The organism is Arthrobacter sp. R1-13 (assembly GCF_054161475.1).
This window is the reverse complement of sequence record NZ_CP096420.1, coordinates 1,933,691-1,952,158: the sequence shown is the minus strand read 5'-3', so window position 1 is coordinate 1,952,158 and position 18,468 is coordinate 1,933,691. Positions and strand designations below refer to the sequence as shown.

Sequence of the window (18,468 nt, the reverse complement as noted above, 5' to 3'; positions counted from 1 at the left end):
GAAGGAACTGGAAAAATGGGTTGGCAGAAGTTGAGGGTGGCGGGCGCATCCGCCGTTGCGTTATTGATGATGGCGGGGTGCGCGGCTGCAGGGAATGAGAGTCCTGCAGCCGACCAGCCGCTGAGGGTGGTGGGCCAGTTCGAGCTGCACAGCCTGGATCCGTCTACCGCGGGTGGCTTCTTCACCCGACTGCAGGTGGTCGAAACCCTGGTGGACGCAGACGTTAAGGGCGTCCTCCAGCCGGGCCTCGCGGAAAGGTGGGATGTTTCCGCTGATGGGCTGTCATGGGGATTCACTCTCCGCCCGGGCGCCCTCTTCCATGACGGTACGGCGGTCACGGCCGAAGCGGCAGCCGCCTCACTCAACATCGCACAGGGCAAGGCCGGCACTCCGCTGGCGACGGTTCCCGTCAAGGGGATCTCTGCCGCAGGTGATTCTGTCCGCGTTGATCTCACCAAACCTTATGCGCCGCTGCCCGCGGTCATGGCACACACAAGCACCCAGATTCTCGCGCCAAGCTCCTACGGCGCGGACCGGTCGGTAACGAAGGTGGTGGGCTCCGGCCCCTACCAGGTGAAACACATTGAGCAGCCGGCCCACATTGACGTGACTGCCTTCGAGCAGTGGCAAGGCAAGAAGCCTGCGATCTCCGAGGTTACCTACCAGGCCGTCGGGAGATCTGAGAGCCGGGCGCTGATGGCCGAAAGTGCCCAGTCCGATGTCACCTTCGGAATGGACCCCACCAGCCTCCAAAGGATCAAACAGGCAGGCAAGCTGGACATTGCCGCCGTGACCCTGCCCCGCTCGATCCTGCTGAAGGTCAACGCCGGACACGAGATGCTGGGCGACGTTAAAGTTCGGCAGGCCCTGAGCCTGGCGCTGGACCGGGAAGCGATGGCCACAGCACTGCTGCGGGACCGCGAGATGGCAGCCACCCAGCTCTTCCCGCCCTCGCTGCCGGAGTGGCACCAGGAGTCGGCCGCACCACTCACCCATGATCCCTCCGAAGCCCGGAAACTGCTGGTTGAAGCCGGATGGACCCCGGGGAGCGACGGCATTCTGGAACGCAACGGCAAGAAGTTCTCCGTCACCCTGCGCACGTTCCCGGACCGCCCCGAACTGCCCATACTGGCCACAGCCATCCAAGCCAAGCTGAAGGAAGTAGGGATTGCCCTCGACGTGAAAGTGGGCAACTCCAGCGAGATTCCGGCCGGACACAAGGATGGCTCGCTGGAACTGGCACTTTTCTCGCGAAACTACGCACTTGTTCCGGATGCTTTGGTAACCCTGGCCGAAGATTTTGCGCCCGCAGGGTCGGACTTCGGCGCCATGGGCTGGAATGATCCAGCCCTCACCTCAGCCCTGGACGCCCTGGCCAGCGGCAAGGATACGGACAAATCGGTGGAGAACCGCCAAAAAGTAACCGAGATCCTGCAGACCCAGCTGCCCGTCATCCCCGTGGCATGGTATCGCCAGAGCGCCGTGGTCAGCCCCCGGGTTGCAGGCCTTGTCCTGGATCCGCTCGAGCGCTCTTGGCGCCTGAGCGACCTGACCTGGGCGAAGTAGGAAGGGCAAGCATGACTTCCTTGGCTACCAAAGCGCCTACCAAACCCGGCAGCTCCGCCGGTCCCTCTCTCCGTCCGGCACTGGGCACTACAGCACGGGTTCTAGGGCGCCGGGCACTCCAGGCGGCGGGAGTAGTTGTACTCGTCTCCACGGCGTGCTTCGCTATGGTGCAAAGCCTCCCCGGGGACATCGCATTCCGGATTGCCGCCGGCAGGTACGGTTATGACCAGGTGACTGCCGCGTCAGCGGACAGTGTCCGCGCTGAGCTGGGCCTTGACCAGCCTGCGTGGCTTCAGTTCCTGGACTGGCTGGGCGGCTTAGTGTCCCTGAACCTTGGCAATTCCCTGGTCACCGGAGCAAGTGTGGCGGGAGAGCTTGGACTCAATCTCGGCAGCAGCCTGCAGCTCGCTGCAGTTGCACTGATCCTTGCCTTGATTGTTGGGACGACGGCGGGAGCCCTGGCAGCTGCCCGGCCGGGCGGCATCCTTGACCGACTCACCACAGTTTGGGTGTCTGCCACGCGCGCGCTCCCACCCTTCCTGCTTGGACTGGTCCTGATCCTGCTGTTTGCGGTCCATCTTGGCGTGCTGCCCGCAGCGGGCCATGGAGAAGCGAACAACATCGTGCTTCCTGCGGTAACACTCGCCGTCGGCCTCTCCGGGCTCTTCGCAAGGGTGACCCGCGACACGATGGCAAACATCCGGCAATCGGACTACGTCCGTTTCGCCGCTACCAAGGGTCTCGGCAGCTGGCTTGTGTTCCTGCGGCATATCGTCCGGAACACCGGCGTCACTTTGATTGCCTACGTGGGCGTCCAGATCCTGGTTCTCATCGAAGGGGTTGTGGTGGTGGAAAGCCTCTTCGCGTGGCCCGGACTAGGGCATGCACTCGTCCACGCCATCTTCTGGCGGGATATCCCCATGATCCAGGCCGCAGCATTGGCACTCGCGCTCCTTGTGGTCGCCATGAACACTCTCGTTGACCTCGCAACAGCGGCTGTGGATCCGCGGCCCCGCCACAAGGAGGCAGTACTGTGACGAACGCCGTCGCCATGCAAGAACTTCTTCCCGCCCCGGCCCGGGATTCCAAACTGCCGAAGTGGCTGGCTGGCCGTACGGTAACACAGCTCGTTTCGGCCGGACTGCTGGCCGTCCTGGTCATTTTCGCCGTGGCCGGGCCGCTGATCTGGCCGGATCACGCTGTTCAGGACCTTTCCCGGTTCCTTGAGGCACCGGGCGCCAGCGAACCGCTTGGGCGTGACCACCTGGGCCGCAGTGTTGTTGCGCGGCTGGCCCACGCCACGCAGCTGTCCCTCGTGATGGCTGTGCTGTGCGTCAGTGCTGCCCTGCTCTTCGGATCCCTCGCGGGCATAGCTGCCGCCTGGCGCGGAGGCTGGGTGGATTCGCTGCTGCACGGCCTGTCCGAAGTCTTCATCGCACTCCCGGCCCTGCTGGTGGTTCTCGTCGTCTCGGCCATCGCAAATGGCGACCTCTGGACTCTGTGCCTGGGACTCGCGCTGGCCCAATGGGTGGAGTATTTCCGCATGGTCCGCGCCCGGAGTGGCCTGGTGCTTGCAGGTCCGGCTGTGGAAGCCGCGGGCCTGCTCCAGCTCGGCCCGGTCCATATCATCCGCCGGCACCTTTTGCCGGAGTTGCGGCCACTGCTGACCACCATGGCAACCTTCGGCGTAGGATCCGCCATCCTCGCACTCTCCACTCTTGGCTTCGTGGGGATCGGTGTCCGCCCGCCGACGCCCGAGCTGGGATTGATGATCACCGAGGCGTTCCCGTTCTACCACGAAGCACCCTGGATGGCGTTGGCGCCCGTCCTGGTTCTCACCACCATCCTGATCGGGCTCTTGGGCCTGCGAAGCAAGGAGTCCCCAGCATGAGCCTGCGCCTCAACGACCTCGTAGTCAGCCACGCCGGCAAAGTACTCGTCGAGACCGCCCAACTGGACTTCCAGCCAGGCAAGCCCGTAACGATTGTGGGGGAGAGCGGGTCCGGAAAATCCCTGCTTGCCCACGCAATAATGGGCACCCTTCCGCACAACCTGAAAGCACAGGGAAGCCTTGCTGTGGACGGGCAGGTGTACGACTTAAGCGACCAGTCGAACAGGCGCAGGCTCTGGGGGCGCACCATGTCCCTTCTTCCCCAGGAACCTGTGCTTGCCCTTGACCCCACAATGCGGACCAGGGACCAGGTGGCAGAGGGCGCTCCCACCTTCAGGACCGACAAACAGGGTTCCCGGCGCGCAGCCGACGCCCTGCTGACCTCCCTGGGGCTGAAGCACGCTTCGTCCGCATTCCCGCATACCCTCTCCGGCGGCATGGCTCAGAGAGTCGCGTTCGCTGCCGCAACCATCGGCGGAGCTCCCGTCCTCATCGCAGACGAGCCGTCCAAGGGCTTGGATCACCGCGCCCGGGCCGAACTGGCGGAACTGTTAAGAAGCCATATCAATAATGGCGGCATCCTGCTGACCATCACCCATGACCTTGACCTTGCCCGCGAGCTCGGCGGGGAGGTCCTGGTCATGAAGGACGCCCATGTTGTGGAGAAGGGAGCAGCGGGTGAAGTCCTCGCCAATCCGGCGCACCCCTACACCCGCCGTCTCCTGGCCGCCGAACCCTCACGTTGGCGGCATCAGTGGATGAGGAACACGGACGGTACCGAACGCGCCGACGGTGCGGTTGGCGGGTCCATCGAAAGTTCGGGTACCGTGCTGGTGTCCGGTGCTGGCCTCGGAAAATCATTCGGCGGTCGAGAGCTCTTCACTGATCTGTCCCTTGAAGTCAGAGCGGGGGAGCGCGTCGCATTAAGCGGTCCCAGCGGCAGCGGAAAGACAACCCTGGGCAATGTACTGCTCCGGCTCCTCCCGCCCGACGCCGGAACCGTTCAGCACTCAGATCTCCTCCAGCGGGGCGGGCTCCAAAAGCTTTACCAGGACCCGGCCTTGGCTTTTCCCGCACGTGTATCGCTGGCGGACTCGCTGGGTGACGTGGTGCGTCGCCACGGACTGGACCGCGCACGCCTTGAGGAACTGATGGGCTCACTGCGGCTTGCCCCCGAGCTGCTTCACCGCAGACCAGGGCAGATATCGGGCGGGGAATTGCAGAGGATCGCCATCATCAGGTCCATGCTGCTTGAGCCCGTCCTCATGTTCGCTGATGAGCCCACCTCCCGCCTGGACCTCATCACCCAGGAAGAAACGATGATGTGCCTGATGGAACAGGTGGACAAGCTGGATTGTGCACTGGTGCTGGTAACGCACGACGACGCCCTTGCCGCCGCCGTCACCACCCGCACCATCGCGTTCGGGGCGCAATCGCCGGTGACAGCGCCTGAATTGGAGTTGTCAGCACACTAAGAACGCACGGTGGGGGACAAGGGATGCAGGAATCTGCATCCCTTGTTGTTCTCGTCACATGTGCCGTACAGTATTGGATCAGAGCCGTTTCAACTATAGAAACATGAATTCTATTATAGAACGGCTCCGTTGATTCAAACAGCCACACAGTGAAGTGAGGAAAGCCAGTGCAGTTCCACCACCACGGTTATGTATCCGGAGACCCGCGCGTCCAGCCGGCTGCCGGCGTCGGCATAAACCGGCCGGCAGATCTTCCGGACGAGATCGACGTGCTGATCGTCGGCACGGGACCTGCCGGCATGCTCACAGCTGCCCAGCTGTCGCAGTTTCCCGGTGTGACGACGCGAATCATCGAGCGTCGTCCCGGGAGGCTCGCAATTGGGCAGGCCGATGGCATCCAGGCCCGGAGCGTGGAGACCTTTCAGGCCTTTGGCTTTGCTGAGCGGATCATCGCCGAGGCATATCGCATCACTGAAATGGCCTTCTGGAAGCCCGACCCCGCTGACCCGGCCCGGATCGTCCGGACAGCCCGTGCTGTCGACGACGCGGCCGGCGTCAGCGAGTTCCCGCACCTGATCGTCAACCAGGCCCGTGTGCTGGATTACTTCGCCGAGTTCATGGCGAACTCACCGGCCCGCATGTCTCCGGACTTCGGCTTCGCGTTCCTCAGCCTCGAGGTCACCAATGATGGGGAGTACCCGGTCGCGGTGACACTTCTCCAAACGGCAGGACTCAATGAGGGGCAGGAGCGCATCGTCCGGGCGAAGTACGTCGTCGGCGCCGACGGTGCCCGCAGCAAGGTGCGGGCATCGATCGGCTGTACCCTCACGGGGGACCAGGCCAATCATGCCTGGGGTGTTATGGATGCCCTCGCCGTCACGGACTTCCCTGATATCCGGACTAAGTGCGCCATCCAGTCAGGCGCAGGCGGCAGCATCCTGCTGATTCCCCGGGAAGGCGGGCACCTTTTCCGTATGTACGTTGACCTCGGTGAGGTGGACCCGAAGAACAAGGGCGCAGTGCGCGGCACCACCATCGAGCAGATCATCGGCAAGGCCAATGACATCCTCCACCCCTACACGCTCGATGTGCGCAACGTCGCCTGGCACAGCGTTTACGAGGTGGGCCACCGCCTGACTGACAGGTTCGACGACGTTCTCCCGGACGAACGCGGCACCCGCACACCACGCGTATTCATCACCGGCGACGCCTGCCACACTCACAGCGCGAAGGCCGGCCAGGGCATGAACGTCTCCATGCAGGACGGCTTCAATCTCGCCTGGAAGCTCGGCCACGTGCTTGAAGGCCGGAGTCCGGAGAGCCTGCTGTCCACGTACTCGGCCGAGCGGCAGGTGGTGGCGAAGAACCTCATCGACTTCGACAAAGAGTGGTCCACCATGATGGCCAAAAAGCCCGAGGAGTTTGAACACCCCTCGGACCTCGAGGACTTCTATGTCCGCACCGCCGAGTTCCCCGCCGGCTTTATGACCGAGTACGCACCGTCCGTACTTGTCGGTGGCTCTGAACACCAGGACCTGGCCACCGGCTTCACGGTCGGGAAGCGCTTCAAGTCAGCTCCCGTGGTGAGGGTCGGGGACACCAACCCCATGCACCTCGGCCACCACGCAACGGCGGACGGGCGCTGGCGCATCTATGTCTTCGCCGATCCTGCCACCCCGTCCGGTAAGCAGGAAAGCGACCAGCAAGGAACCGCTTCGCCTACCGAACAGTTCGCCGAGTGGATAGCGAACTCGCGGGAATCGCCGCTCGCAGCCACCCCGGAGGGCGCGGATCCTGACGCATGGTTCGATGTGAAGGTGATCTACCAGCAGGAGCATGCCGGCATCGATATCGGCGCAGTTCCCGCTGTCTTCAAACCCCAGGTCGGACCGTTCAAACTCACCGATTACGAGAAGGTCTACGCGACGGATCCCACGGCAGACATCTTCGAACTGCGCGGCCTTGACCGGGGCGGCGTTGTCGTGGTGGTGCGCCCGGACCAGTACGTGGCGAACGTCCTGCCACTCACGGCAACGGCGGAGCTGGGTGCGTTCTTCGCGCCTCTCCTGCAGAACAGGCAACCAGCGACAGTCCGTCCGGCGGAGCACCCGGCACCGTAACCAGGCTGCGCCCGTCCAGCTCTCGACCTGTGGTGCGTTGCTCGCTAGTCTGGCACCCAGCGGCGTCGATTCCCGGCCATCACGATCGACGCGCAGGCAGAGGCGGCACCCGGTCGCCGTTCATGCGAAGGAGCACACCATGGGAATCCTCTCCGTTGACCTGTTCATCACCCTCGACGGCGTGTACCAGGCGCCGGGCGGCCCGGACGAGGATCGCGAGGGCGGCTTCGAGTTCGGCGGCTGGCAGGGCGCGTATTTTGACGACCAGACCGGGCAGGCGATTGGCGCCGGAATTGACCGCATGGACGCGCTCCTGCTCGGGCGCAAGACCTACGACATCTTCGCCGGATTCTGGCCGACCAGGGGCGGCGATGACCCGATTGCGGTGACGTTCAACGCCCTGCCGAAGTTCGTTGTGTCGCGCTCCCTGAAGGATCCGGGATGGGAGGGAACGACGGCGTTGTCGGACGTCGCGGAGGTGGCGGGGGTGAAGGACCGGTTCGACGACATCCACGTCATCGGCAGCGGGCATCTCGCACGATCGTTGCTCGAGGCTGACCTCGTCGACCGGTTGAACCTCTTCCTTTACCCGCTCACCTTCGGATCAGGCAAGCGGCTCTTCGCCGATGGCACCGGGGTGCCGGCTGCGTTCCGGTTCGCTCAGCCGCCCCAGGCGTTCCCTAAGGGCGCCGTCTCTCTGGTCTACGAGCGGGCGGGGGTACCAATCACCGGCGTCGATATCAGCCAGGGGTAGCGCAACGCGGGTGACCTACGGGCACGGTACCGGTTCGACGCACTCAACGGCATAACGTTTGGTCGCCGATCGCTGGAGTGGGCGACGCAGGTGCATCTGGTAAGGCCCGTCCGTTACGGTGGCACGCGGATCCAACTGCACAACCAGGAGTGGTTCGGTGCGGGTGGCATCCAGCCGCACCACCATGCCGTCACGCCGCCCGTCTACAGACAGCGGGGTCGCGGGCTCCACCGCAGTCTCGTTAAGGCGCTCCTGATGTTCCTGCCCCGCTGCTAGGAAGAGGATTCCATGGGCAACCCCGATGACCCTCAACGGGATCAATGCGTCAGACGGCGGAAGTTCCGGGGAGAGTTGGGGTTGCACCTGCTGGTCCAGCGCAGATGACGCCTTCTTCAGGACCACATCGCATTCCATGCACCCGTTTCGTTCTCCGACATCAGCCAAGAGGGTCACGTGCAGGCCCCTGGGTGCCTGGTCCCATGCATTGGCCACAACCCGGCACCACGCCCTGTGGTACTCCATTCCGTACTTTATTACGTAAACCTGATCCTCGCCGAGGATTGGCATCCCGTCCTGTCGAGCGGCGGGCTCCACAGACTTTAATTCGCCAAGGCCTCTGGCACCTGCAAGGTTTTTTTGGCTGGCCTTGAGGTACTTGCGGACCAACGGATTGCGTGGCCGTTCTGGTCGTGGCACGGCTTGTGGGCCTTTCTTTGCGGCGGTGCGTCACAATCGCACCTTGTTACTGAGCCCCTATATAGCTTGCTGGGTCGCTGACGAAATAGGAAACGCTGTCCACATTGCACCTCTATTCCAGAAAATTTTCGTCAGGTCCGGACCCTGTCCGCGGTGCGAGGTTCTCACTACACTGGGACGCATGACTGAGCAGGAACCGGTCCGCCGCAGGGCCGCTGAAGCTCCAGAAAGCGATGGGATCCGTCCTGAGGAGACGGCCTTAAGCTCCACGCAGGTCGAGGACGGTGACGCTCCGCACTTAACTGATCCGGACGCCGTCGACACATCCTTGCGAAGTCCGGCCCAGCGTTTCCGCACATTCGCCGGGATCCTGGTCAACACGGCTCTGGCCAACATCACCACCAGCTACCTGTGGTTCGCGCTGACATTCTGGGTGTATCTGGAAACGCGCAACGTGATCGCCACCGGGGTAGTCGGCGGTGCGTACATGCTGTTGATCGCCCTTTCCAGCATCAGCTTCGGCACTTTCGTGGACCGCTACCGCAAACTTGCTGTGATGCGCTTTGCAGCGGGCTTCACGCTGGTGATGTTTGTGTTGTCCGGAGTCATGTTCCTGCTGACGCCCACCCCGCAGTTGCTGGACCTTACACAGCCGTGGTTCTGGCTGTTCACCCTGATCATCCTCGTTGGCGCAGTTGTGGAGAACATGCGCAATGTGGCTCTTTCCACCATTGTCACAATCCTCATCGAGCCGGACCGGCGGGCCAATGCCAACGGAATGGTGGGCATGGTGCAGGGACTGGCGTTTATCGTCACCTCGGTGCTCTCCGGATTGTCCATCGGGCTCCTGGGCATGGGCTGGACTGTCGTCGTCGCCGTGGTGCTGACCGTGCTGGCCTTCGCGCACCTGCTCACTCTCCGCATGCCGGAGGAAGTGCGGGTGGCCTCCACGGACGCGCACGGTGCGTTCGACTTGCGCGGTTCCATTGCCGCCGTGCTGGCCATCACCGGACTCTTCGCCCTCATCCTGTTCTCCACGTTCAACAACTTCATCGGCGGCGTGTACATGGCACTGATGGATCCCTATGGCCTGGAGATGTTCCCGGTTGAAATCTGGGGAGCCGTCTTCGCGCTGGGATCCACGGGCTTCATCATAGGAGGAGCGCTTGTGGGCAAGTTCGGACTTGGGGCCAACCCGCTGCGAACCATGCTTTGCGCGGTGGTGGTCATGGGGGTCCTCGGTGCTGTGTTCACAGTGCGGGAGTGGGCCTGGCTGTACATCGCAGGAATCTGGCTATACCTGGTTCTCATCCCTGTCGTGGAGGCTGCGGAGCAGACGGTCATCCAACAGGTGGTGCCGCTGCAGCGTCAGGGCCGGGTGTTCGGATTCGCCATGGCATTCGAATCCGCTGCAGCACCCATCACCGCGTTCCTTATTGCGCCGATCGCCCAGTTCTGGATCATCCCGTATGCCCGGTCCGAGGAGGGCGCTGCGCAGTTGGCCCCACTGCTGGGCGAGGGCGTCTCCCGCGGCATCGCCCTGGTGTTCCTGATTGCGGGGATCATCATGGTGGTAGCCGCCTTGCTGGCCTTCCTGACCCCGGTGTACCGCCGGGTTTCGGCGTCGTACATGAAGGCGGCCGTAGAGGCGAAGGAAACCGCGAACGCGGACTCTCCGTCCTCCGGGTAAGCAATCTGACGCTTACGGCATGACACACGCGTAAGGGCGCGCGTCCACCAGATCAAGGAGATGGCTATGAGCGAGACAACGGCAGGCACATCATCAGCGGAGCCCATGGTCGATCTGATCATCTCCCTGGATGGGTATGCATCGGCGGAGGGATGGCCCGGTTGGTGGGGCCTGGAGGGGCCCGAATACCTGGCCTGGCTCGAGCAGGACCCTGCAGGCGCCACCGACCTGGCCGAACTCCGCCTGTGATCACGGGACGCAGCGGGCGGGATCCGATCTATGACGGCTATCCCGACGTTGCGCTTGAGATGGTGGACAGCAGGACTTTCGACGGCCGGCTCCAACTGCTTGAGTACATCCCCACAGTCCTCGCCGGTCCGCCGGGCGGCCCATCGGTGTGAGTCAGTCGGCAAGAGCACTGCCTTCGACCTTTTTGGGGGATTGGTTCGCCATGCCGGCGCACTTCGTCGCTTCTCTAAGAGTTGTGTGAATCGATCCAGGACCAGCGGTGCCATCGAATGATGTCCGCAACCTTTCGCCTGCATCAGGGGAACTGTCCCAAAGGATTCAGGGCCTTGCCAAAAGTACTATAAAGCCCTTGGAATGCGCTTTACTTCGAATGGATCCCTCCATAAAACGCTTTCTTAATGAATCGAATCAATAGAAGTTTCAATCTGGCAGCACAGCTCACATTTTGGAGACAAGGCCTTCCTTGGCGCGAAATTCCAGGGCTTGTTGACACGCTCCCAAAGCATGCCCTAGGTTGTGATCACGTTCACAATGAATCGATTCATTACAAAGGAGTAACCGGCATGGACGACACGTACACGCATGGCGTCGACCTGCGCAGCAGTCCGGCTGCCGCCGATGATCCTGTCCCGATTCTGGAGCTTCGCGGTATCCATAAGGCTTTCGGAGCAGTCAAGGCCCTCCGGGGCGCCAACCTCAGCCTCCTCCGGGGGCAGGTTACCGCCCTCGTGGGCGAAAACGGGGCCGGGAAGTCAACCCTGGTCAAGACTCTGGCCGGCCTTCATCAGCAGGACCAGGGCCGCGTCCTCCTGGATGGCGAGGAGGTTTCCTTTCGGGATCCGCTTCAGGCCCGCGAAGCAGGAATCGCCGTCATCTACCAGGAACCAACAATGTTTCCGGACCTCACTGTGGCCGAGAATATTTTCATGGGCCGCCAGCCCCTCGGGCGTTTCCGGCGGATCGACAGAAAGCAGATGCGGCGCATGGCCGTGGAGCTTTTCACCCAGCTTGGGGTGCGGATTGATCCTGACCGCATTGCACAGGGTCTTTCCATTGCCGATCAGCAGGTGGTCGAAATTGCCAAAGCGATCTCCCTGGATGCGCGTGTCCTGATCATGGATGAGCCGACGGCGGCATTGAGCGGCGTAGAAGTCGAGCGGCTCTTTGCAGTGACCCGGACGTTGCAGGACAGGGGAGCGGCAGTGCTGTTCATTTCGCACCGCTTCGAGGAGGTCTTCGCTCTCGCCGACTGGATAACGGTCATGCGCGACGGGGCGCACGTCGTCACAGCACCCGCCGCTGAGCTCACCGTTGACCAGGTCATCCGCCAAATGGTTGGACGCGACGTCGCGTCCCTCTTTCCCAAGCAGGACGCCGAGATAGGCGACGTTGCCCTGGAAGTCAGGAAGCTAAGCCGCAAAGGCGTTTTTCACGACATCTCTTTCACCGTCAATGCCGGCGAGATCGTGGGACTGAGCGGCCTGGTTGGAGCAGGGCGTTCAGAAGTTGCGCGGGCTATTTTCGGCGTGGACAAATACGATGCCGGCGAAGTCCTGATACGCGACAAGCCGCTCAAGCCACTCTCTCCGAGTGCAGCCATGGCAGCAGGTATAGGTCTGGTGCCCGAAGACAGGCGCAAACAGGGCCTCGTTATGGAACTGCCTGTGAGCCGCAACCTGACGCTCACCCTGAGGCATAAGCTCAGCCGCTTTGGGGTGCTGACCAACCGCTCCGAGGCCGCAACCACCAGGGATTGGGCAAAAAAGCTTCAGATCAAGGCAGGCTCGCCAAATTCACCTATTTCGACGCTCTCCGGAGGAAACCAGCAAAAAGTCGTTCTCGGCAAATGGCTGGCCACCGGGCCGAGGATCCTCATTATCGATGAACCCACCAGGGGAATTGATGTAGGCACAAAATCCGAGGTGCACCGGCTTATTTCCGAATTGGCGGGAAACGGTCTGGCTGTCCTGATGATCTCCTCAGAACTTCCGGAAATCCTCGGGATGTCTGACCGGGTCCTGGTCATGCACGAAGGACGCATCACGGCTGAACTTAGCCGCAGCGAGGCCACCGAGGAGACCGTCATGACCGCAGCCACCGGCGTCGATTCCCCAAACAAGGAGCCAAAAGCGTGACCACACTAGCCCTTCAACGCCAGCCCTCGCTGGTTTGGCTGGGGACCCTGACCCGCTCCCGGGAATTCGGCGTCTTCCTCGCCCTTGCAGTTCTCATCGGAGCAACAGTCGCGGCAAACCCGCGATTTCTCAGCGCCCAGAGCACCAAGGACCTGCTCCTGAATTCCTCCATCCTGGTGATTCTCGCTGTTGGTCAAACAGTGGTCATCATCACCAAGAACGTCGACTTGTCGGTGGGGGCAGTGCTTGGCCTTACGGCCTTCGCGACGGGAAAGATTTTCATCGCACTGCCCGAGCTTCCCGTCCTGGCGATGTTGGTGATCGGCATTGGACTGGGAATGCTGCTGGGGGCGCTGAACGGGGCGCTGATTGCCATTGCCAGGGTTCCATCCCTGGTTGTTACTCTTGGCACTCTTTACATCTTCCGGGGTGTTGATTTCGCCTGGGCGCAGGGGCAGCAGATCAGCCCGTCCAACCTTCCCCAGGCCTTCCTGGATCTTGGGAGCGGATCACTCTTCGCACTCCCTTATCTCGCCCTTATAGCGTTGGCCGTCGTTCTTTTCTTCGGGCTTTACCTGAAGAACATGCGCTCCGGCCGCGAATTCTATGCAGTCGGGTCAGATGATCTCGCTGCGCGGCTTTACGGCATCGGGGTGGGCAGGAGGGTTTTTATTGCCTTTGCGGTCTCCGGCGCTCTGGCCGGACTGGCGGGTGTCATTTACGCTGCAAAGTACGGAAACCTGGACGCCACGGCTGGTCAAGGCCTGGAACTTAACGTTGTGGCAGCGGCCGTCGTTGGCGGAGTAGCGATCGCAGGCGGCGTTGGAACTGTCTATGGGGCGGCAATAGGTGCCGTTCTTCTGACCACCATTACCTCTGCCCTGCCGGTCCTGGGAGTATCCCCGTTCTGGCAGCGGGCGATGATCGGTGCCCTGATTCTGGCATCGATTGCACTTGACCGTTACCTGGCCCTGCGCACTGAGCGACGGCTGAGAGGACACGACACCCATGTTGGCTGAAACTGCACCACACCCTACGGCAACCCGTCCCGCGGCTTCCCGTTGGGGCTTCCTTCAGGGCTGGGACACAGCAATCATCGCGGCGGTCCTCCTCAGCATCCTTGTCGCTTCAGTGACGGTGGACGGGTTTGCCTCACCCCGCAATGCAGGATTTCTTCTGATAGACATGATCCCCATCCTGTTGCTGGCACTACCGATGACGCTGATCATCCTCACGGGGGAGATTGACCTTTCGGTTGCCAGCATCGCCGGGTTCATCAGCTGCGTTTTTGGCGCTCTCTGGAGCGGCGGGCTCCCGCTGGAAACCATCATTCCCCTGTGCCTCGTGCTCGGTGCCATCTCCGGAGCCGTAAACGGATTCCTTGTCTCGGTCCTGGGGTTGCCGTCACTCGCGGTGACTATCGGCACCTTGGCTCTTTACCGGGGGCTGGCGTTTGTGGTCCTGGGGGACCAGGCAGTGACCAGCTTTCGCCGCGTCATCACCTCCGGACTGCAAGCCAAGATTGGAACATCTGGCATTCCGGTCTGGATCATCCCCGTACTGCTTCTTGCAGTTGTCTTCGGGGTGATCCTGCACTTCAGCGCCTTCGGCCGGTCACTGTTCGCCATCGGCTACAGCGAAGACGCTGCCCGCTTCTCCGGGATCACGGTTGCACGGACAAAGTTCTGGCTCTTCGTGGTCTCCGGCGCCATCGCGGCTCTGGTCGGCATCTGGTGGACTCTGCGCTACGGAAGTGCACGGGGGGATAACGCCACCGGCTTGGAGCTGTCAGTCATCGCAGCCGTACTTCTTGGAGGCGTGTCTATCTTCGGCGGTAAGGGCAACCTGCCGGGGGTTATTGCGGGCGTGGCACTGCTTGCCATCCTCCGCAACGCCCTCCAGCTGGCAAGCGTCCCGGAGGACACGCTCTCAATGTTGACCGGAGGACTCCTGATCGCTGCGGTCATCGCTCCAAATGCAATTACCTGGGCCCGCTCGGCCCGAAAGAGACCTCTCACCACTTAGCCCCTACCACCCACTTGCAACAACGATGTTCAACCCGAAAGGCATCACCATGAAATTCAGCAAAAGAGGAACCAGCCGCGTCGCACCGGCCTATCTCGCCGTCGTCACCGGCCTTACCCTGGCCCTGACAGCCTGCGGGGGGACCACAGTCAACTCAGGATCCACCGCAGATGCCGGAGGCGGCACGTCAACTGCCAGCGCTGACCCCAACGCTCCGCTCAAGGAAGGGCTCAAAGTGGCGTTCCTGCCCAAGCAGCTGAACAACTCCTACTTCACTGTCACCGACCGCGGTGGCAAGACGGCGGTAGAGGAGTTCAAGGGTGACTTCTCGGAGGTTGGTCCGTCCGAAGGCAGCGCTTCCAGCCAGGTGAGCTACATTAACACGCTCACCCAGCAGGGCACTGAAGTGATCGTCACCTCGGCCAACGACCCTAAGGCCATTTGTTCGGCCCTCGATGAAGCCCGCAACGCCGGCGCCAAGGTTGTAACCTTCGACTCAGACACAGATCCCGAATGCCGCGACGTTTACGTAAACCAGGCAACGTCCGAAGGGATTGCGTCAACCCAGATCAAGCTTATTTCCGAGGCAATCGGGGCCGACGGTGGCGAGATCGCCATCCTCTCCGCCACAGCCAACGCCACGAACCAGAACGCCTGGATCGAACTTATGAAGAAAGAGCTCCAGAAGCCCGAATACTCCAAACTGAAGCTGGTCTCAACTGTCTACGGGGACGACAATGCCCAGAAGTCCCAGCAGGAAGTCCAGGCGCTGCTGCAACAGCACCCGAATCTCAAGGGAATCATCTCGCCCACCACGGTTGGCATCGCGGCAGCCGCACAGTACCTGTCCGGCTCGGAGTACAAGGGCAAAGTCCAGCTCACCGGTCTTGGATTCCCCAGCCACCTCAAGGAATTCGTCAAGGACGGCACCATGAAGTCCTTCGCCCTCTGGGACGTTGAAAAGCTCGGCTACCTCGCTGCCTACACAGGCGCCGCTCTCGCATCCGGCCAGATTACAGGCGCAGAGGGAGAGAAGTTCAAGGCCGGCACCATGGGCGAATTCACCATCGGAGCCAACAAGACCGTCCTGCTCGGAGATCCCACGGTGTTCACCGCAGACAACGTGGACAAGTTCAACTTCTAAGACAACAGCCGGCCGCTTCGAGCTGCCGGTGGCTGCAAACCCGGATCGGGGCCCCTGCCCGCAGTGGCCCCGATCTGAGCCCCCAGCCCTGTCCATCCTTCATCCAGACGTACCGCGCACGCAGAACGGATAGATCCACTCATGAACAACACGACGACGGCGCTGGGCAGGCTCGAGGAGCTTGCTATCGAGGTTCCCTCTTGGGCGTATGGGAATTCGGGGACCCGTTTCCGGGTGTTTGGGACGCCGGGGACTCCGAGGACGATTCAGGAGAAGATGGCTGATGCGGCCATGGTCCATGAGGTGACGGGTCTGGCGCCGACGGTGGCGTTGCATATTCCCTGGGACAGGGTTGATGATTACGCGGCGTTGAAGGAGTATGCGGCCGGCCTGGGGATGGGCCTGGGGACGATCAACTCCAACACGTTCCAGGATGATGAGTACAGGTATGGTTCGTTGACGTCCTCGGATGCGTCGGTGCGGCGGCGGGCCATTGACCATCATTTTGAATGCATCGACATCATGCACGCCACCGGTTCCCGGGACCTGAAGATCTGGCTCGCTGACGGGACGAATTATCCGGGCCAGGATGATCTGCGGGGACGGCAGGACCGGTTGGCGGAGTCCCTGGCGGAGATTTACGCACGTCTTGGTGAGGACCACAGGCTGGTGCTGGAGTACAAGTTTTTTGAACCGGCGTTTTATCACACCGATGTTCCGGACTGGGGGACCTCGTATGCGCAGGTGCTGGCGTTGGGGGAGAAGGCGTTGGTGTGCCTGGATACCGGCCATCATGCGCCGGGAACGAACATTGAGTTCATTGTGATGCAGTTGCTGCGGCTGGGGAAGCTGGGGTCCTTTGATTTCAATTCCCGTTTTTATGCCGATGATGATCTGATCGTGGGCGCGGCTGATCCGTTCCAGCTGTTCCGGATCATGGTTGAGGTCATCCGCGGGGGAGGGTACGGGAAGGACTCCGGGGTGGCTTTGATGCTGGATCAGTGCCACAACCTGGAGGAGAAGATCCCGGGGCAGATCCGCTCGGTGCTCAACGTGCAGGAGATGACTGCCCGGGCGCTGCTGGTGGACCGCGAAGCCCTCGCGGAGGCGCAGCGGTCCGGGGATGTCCTGGCTGCTAACGGTATCTTCAACGATGCTTTTTACACCGACGTCCGGCCTCTTCTGGCCCAGTGGCGTGAATCCCGCGGGCTTCCCGCGGACCCGCTGGCCGCGTTCAAGGCCAGCGGTTACCAGAAGAAAATCAACGAGGACCGCGTCGGCGGCCAGCAAGCCGGATGGGGCGCCTGAAAACCATACAAACCGATAGCGACGGCGGCCAACCTTGGCGGTTTGATTCAGGCTGGATTGGTAGGGCCGTGGTCAGGACATTGAGTCATGACCACGGCCCTTCCCTATTCCTAAGCTTGGGCCAGTTGCGGGTACAGAGCCTCGATGGGGGCGCTGAGCCCGGCCTTGAGCTGCACGGATGTCTCGTCCGCGAGAACCTCGTACTCGCCTGCTTCGACTGCATCCAGTACGGTGCTCACCAGATCAGCCGGGTCGGTCTTGGGATCGGTGCTGTGCGCTGCCATGGCGGTGTCCACCCAGCCGACGTGGACGCCCACGACGTGGACCCCTGCCGGGGCGAGTTCCAGGCGCAGTGAGTTGGTGGCCGACCAGAGGGCTGCCTTGGTGGCGCTGTAAATGCCACCGACGGCGTACCAGCTCATCGCCGAGTGGATGTTGATGATGACGGCTTCGTCCCTCGCTGAAAGGATCGGTGCGAAGGCCCGCGCAAGGAACAGCGGGCCGAGGAAGTTCGTCTCCACGTTGTTCCGGATTTCCTCAGCGGTGTGAGTAAGGATGCCGAAGCTGGACACGGACGCACCGGCGTTGTTGATCAACACTGTGATGTCCCCCGCTGCCTCGACAGCTGCCTGGATGGAAGCGGGATCTGTGACGTCCAGGGTGAGCGGGACAATGCGCTCGTCCTCCCAGGTTCGGGGGTTACGGGCGGTGGCGTAGACCTTGTTTGCGCCGCGGGCGAGGGCATCATGGACGAAATGGGTTCCGATGCCGCCGTTTGCTCCGGTGACCAGGACGACTGCTCCATTAAGTGAAGGCATATCACGAACTTTCTGGTTATGAGTGGTCTCCGCAACTTCAGCTGCAGAGATAGGTCTGCCACCGTTGGCCGGTTTTCCCCGGGCGGAACAAGGCGATCCGCTCCCGCGACGATGACTCTACTCAAAACCGAGTGTAATCAGTTTAAATTCCCGACGGGTTGTACTGATCGGTTCTACTCTGCCGACGGTCCCTTCCGCTGCTGTTTGGTCGCGGCCCGCTGTTCTTTTGCGGCCAGGCGACGCCGGTTCGATGCCCGCGTGGGTTTGGTTGCCCGGCGCGGAGCGGCCTCGGGAGCAAGAGCCTCCGCCACGAGGTCGGAAAGCTTGGCCAGTGCGATCTCGCGATTGCGCAATTGGGAGCGCCGCTCGGAAGCTGTCACCGTGATCACGCCGTCGATCAGGCGTCGCTGGAGCCGCGTGAGCAGCATCAGCCGTTGAGAATCTGAAAGAGCTGCAGAGTTTACAACGTCCCAGGAAAGCTCAACGCGGCTGTCAGAAGTGTTCACGTGTTGGCCGCCGGGCCCGGACGAACGGGAGAACCGCCAATTCAGTTCCGAGGTGGGAACCGTGAGCGCGGGCAACACCTCAAGATCCATG

General features: G+C 62.1%; 15 protein-coding genes and 1 pseudogene. 13 read left to right on the top strand and 3 right to left on the bottom strand.

Annotated features, from left to right (window positions below; all coding sequences use genetic code 11):
- The first annotated feature begins 15 nt into the window (after nt 1-15).
- From M1D88_RS08895 to M1D88_RS08870, 6 genes are all read left to right on the top strand, one after another.
- Nucleotides 16-1,566, top strand: coding sequence for an ABC transporter substrate-binding protein (locus M1D88_RS08895; RefSeq protein ID WP_458114151.1), 1,551 nt, complete (start codon nt 16-18; stop codon nt 1,564-1,566).
- Nucleotides 1,567-1,577: 11 nt separating this feature from the next.
- Nucleotides 1,578-2,603 (top strand): ABC transporter permease, encoded by a 1,026-nt coding sequence (locus M1D88_RS08890; RefSeq protein WP_458114150.1) that lies wholly within the window; start codon nt 1,578-1,580, stop codon nt 2,601-2,603.
- The gene (locus tag M1D88_RS08885; protein WP_458114149.1) at nt 2,600-3,457 is read left to right on the top strand and encodes an ABC transporter permease; all 858 of its coding nucleotides are present in this window, start codon (nt 2,600-2,602) and stop codon (nt 3,455-3,457) included. Before M1D88_RS08890 ends, M1D88_RS08885 begins: the two co-directional genes overlap by 4 nt.
- The gene (locus M1D88_RS08880; RefSeq protein ID WP_458114148.1) at nt 3,454-4,932 is read left to right on the top strand and encodes an ABC transporter ATP-binding protein; all 1,479 of its coding nucleotides are present in this window, start codon (nt 3,454-3,456) and stop codon (nt 4,930-4,932) included. Before M1D88_RS08885 ends, M1D88_RS08880 begins: the two co-directional genes overlap by 4 nt.
- 167 nt (nt 4,933-5,099) lie before the next feature.
- Entirely contained in the window at nt 5,100-7,052 is a 1,953-nt protein-coding gene (locus M1D88_RS08875) for an FAD-binding monooxygenase (RefSeq protein WP_458114147.1), read from the top strand.
- Nucleotides 7,053-7,191: 139 nt separating this feature from the next.
- The gene (locus M1D88_RS08870) at nt 7,192-7,806 is read left to right on the top strand and encodes a dihydrofolate reductase family protein (protein ID WP_458114146.1); all 615 of its coding nucleotides are present in this window, start codon (nt 7,192-7,194) and stop codon (nt 7,804-7,806) included.
- A 15-nt stretch (nt 7,807-7,821) separates the two neighbouring features.
- On the opposite strand, the gene M1D88_RS08865 is transcribed toward M1D88_RS08870, so the two are convergent.
- Nucleotides 7,822-8,373, bottom strand: a complete 552-nt coding sequence (locus tag M1D88_RS08865) for a hypothetical protein (protein ID WP_458114145.1) — start codon at nt 8,371-8,373, stop codon at nt 7,822-7,824.
- Nucleotides 8,374-8,683: 310 nt separating this feature from the next.
- Between M1D88_RS08865 and M1D88_RS08860 the strand changes: the two genes are divergently transcribed.
- From M1D88_RS08860 to rhaI, 7 genes and pseudogenes are all read left to right on the top strand, one after another.
- Nucleotides 8,684-10,192, top strand: a complete 1,509-nt coding sequence (locus M1D88_RS08860; RefSeq protein WP_458114144.1) for an MFS transporter — start codon at nt 8,684-8,686, stop codon at nt 10,190-10,192.
- Between the two features lie 66 nt (nt 10,193-10,258).
- A pseudogene (locus M1D88_RS08855) lies at nt 10,259-10,593 on the top strand (hypothetical protein).
- A 411-nt stretch (nt 10,594-11,004) separates the two neighbouring features.
- A complete protein-coding gene (locus tag M1D88_RS08850) occupies nt 11,005-12,576 on the top strand; it encodes a sugar ABC transporter ATP-binding protein (RefSeq protein WP_458114143.1) in 1,572 nt (523 codons plus the stop codon).
- The gene (locus tag M1D88_RS08845) at nt 12,573-13,595 is read left to right on the top strand and encodes an ABC transporter permease (RefSeq protein ID WP_458114142.1); all 1,023 of its coding nucleotides are present in this window, start codon (nt 12,573-12,575) and stop codon (nt 13,593-13,595) included. The genes M1D88_RS08850 and M1D88_RS08845 overlap by 4 nt, the downstream gene beginning before the upstream one ends.
- Nucleotides 13,585-14,601 carry an ABC transporter permease gene (locus M1D88_RS08840; protein ID WP_458114141.1) on the top strand — a complete coding sequence of 339 codons (1,017 nt, stop codon included), beginning with the start codon at nt 13,585-13,587 and terminating at the stop codon, nt 14,599-14,601. The genes M1D88_RS08845 and M1D88_RS08840 overlap by 11 nt, the downstream gene beginning before the upstream one ends.
- Before the next feature lie 49 nt (nt 14,602-14,650).
- Nucleotides 14,651-15,745 (top strand): rhamnose ABC transporter substrate-binding protein, encoded by a 1,095-nt coding sequence (rhaS, locus tag M1D88_RS08835; RefSeq protein ID WP_458114140.1) that lies wholly within the window; start codon nt 14,651-14,653, stop codon nt 15,743-15,745.
- 141 nt (nt 15,746-15,886) lie between these two features.
- Nucleotides 15,887-17,053: an L-rhamnose isomerase gene (rhaI, locus tag M1D88_RS08830; RefSeq protein WP_458114139.1), complete on the top strand. Its 1,167-nt coding sequence runs from the start codon at nt 15,887-15,889 to the stop codon at nt 17,051-17,053.
- A 110-nt stretch (nt 17,054-17,163) separates the two neighbouring features.
- Here rhaI and M1D88_RS08825 read toward each other — a convergent pair whose 3' ends face one another.
- On the bottom strand, nt 17,164-17,871 hold the full coding sequence (locus M1D88_RS08825; protein ID WP_458114138.1) for an SDR family oxidoreductase: 708 nt from the start codon (nt 17,869-17,871) through the stop codon (nt 17,164-17,166).
- 173 nt (nt 17,872-18,044) lie between these two features.
- On the bottom strand, nt 18,045-18,467 hold the full coding sequence (arfB, locus tag M1D88_RS08820; protein WP_458114137.1) for an alternative ribosome rescue aminoacyl-tRNA hydrolase ArfB: 423 nt from the start codon (nt 18,465-18,467) through the stop codon (nt 18,045-18,047).
- Nucleotide 18,468: the final 1 nt, after the last annotated feature.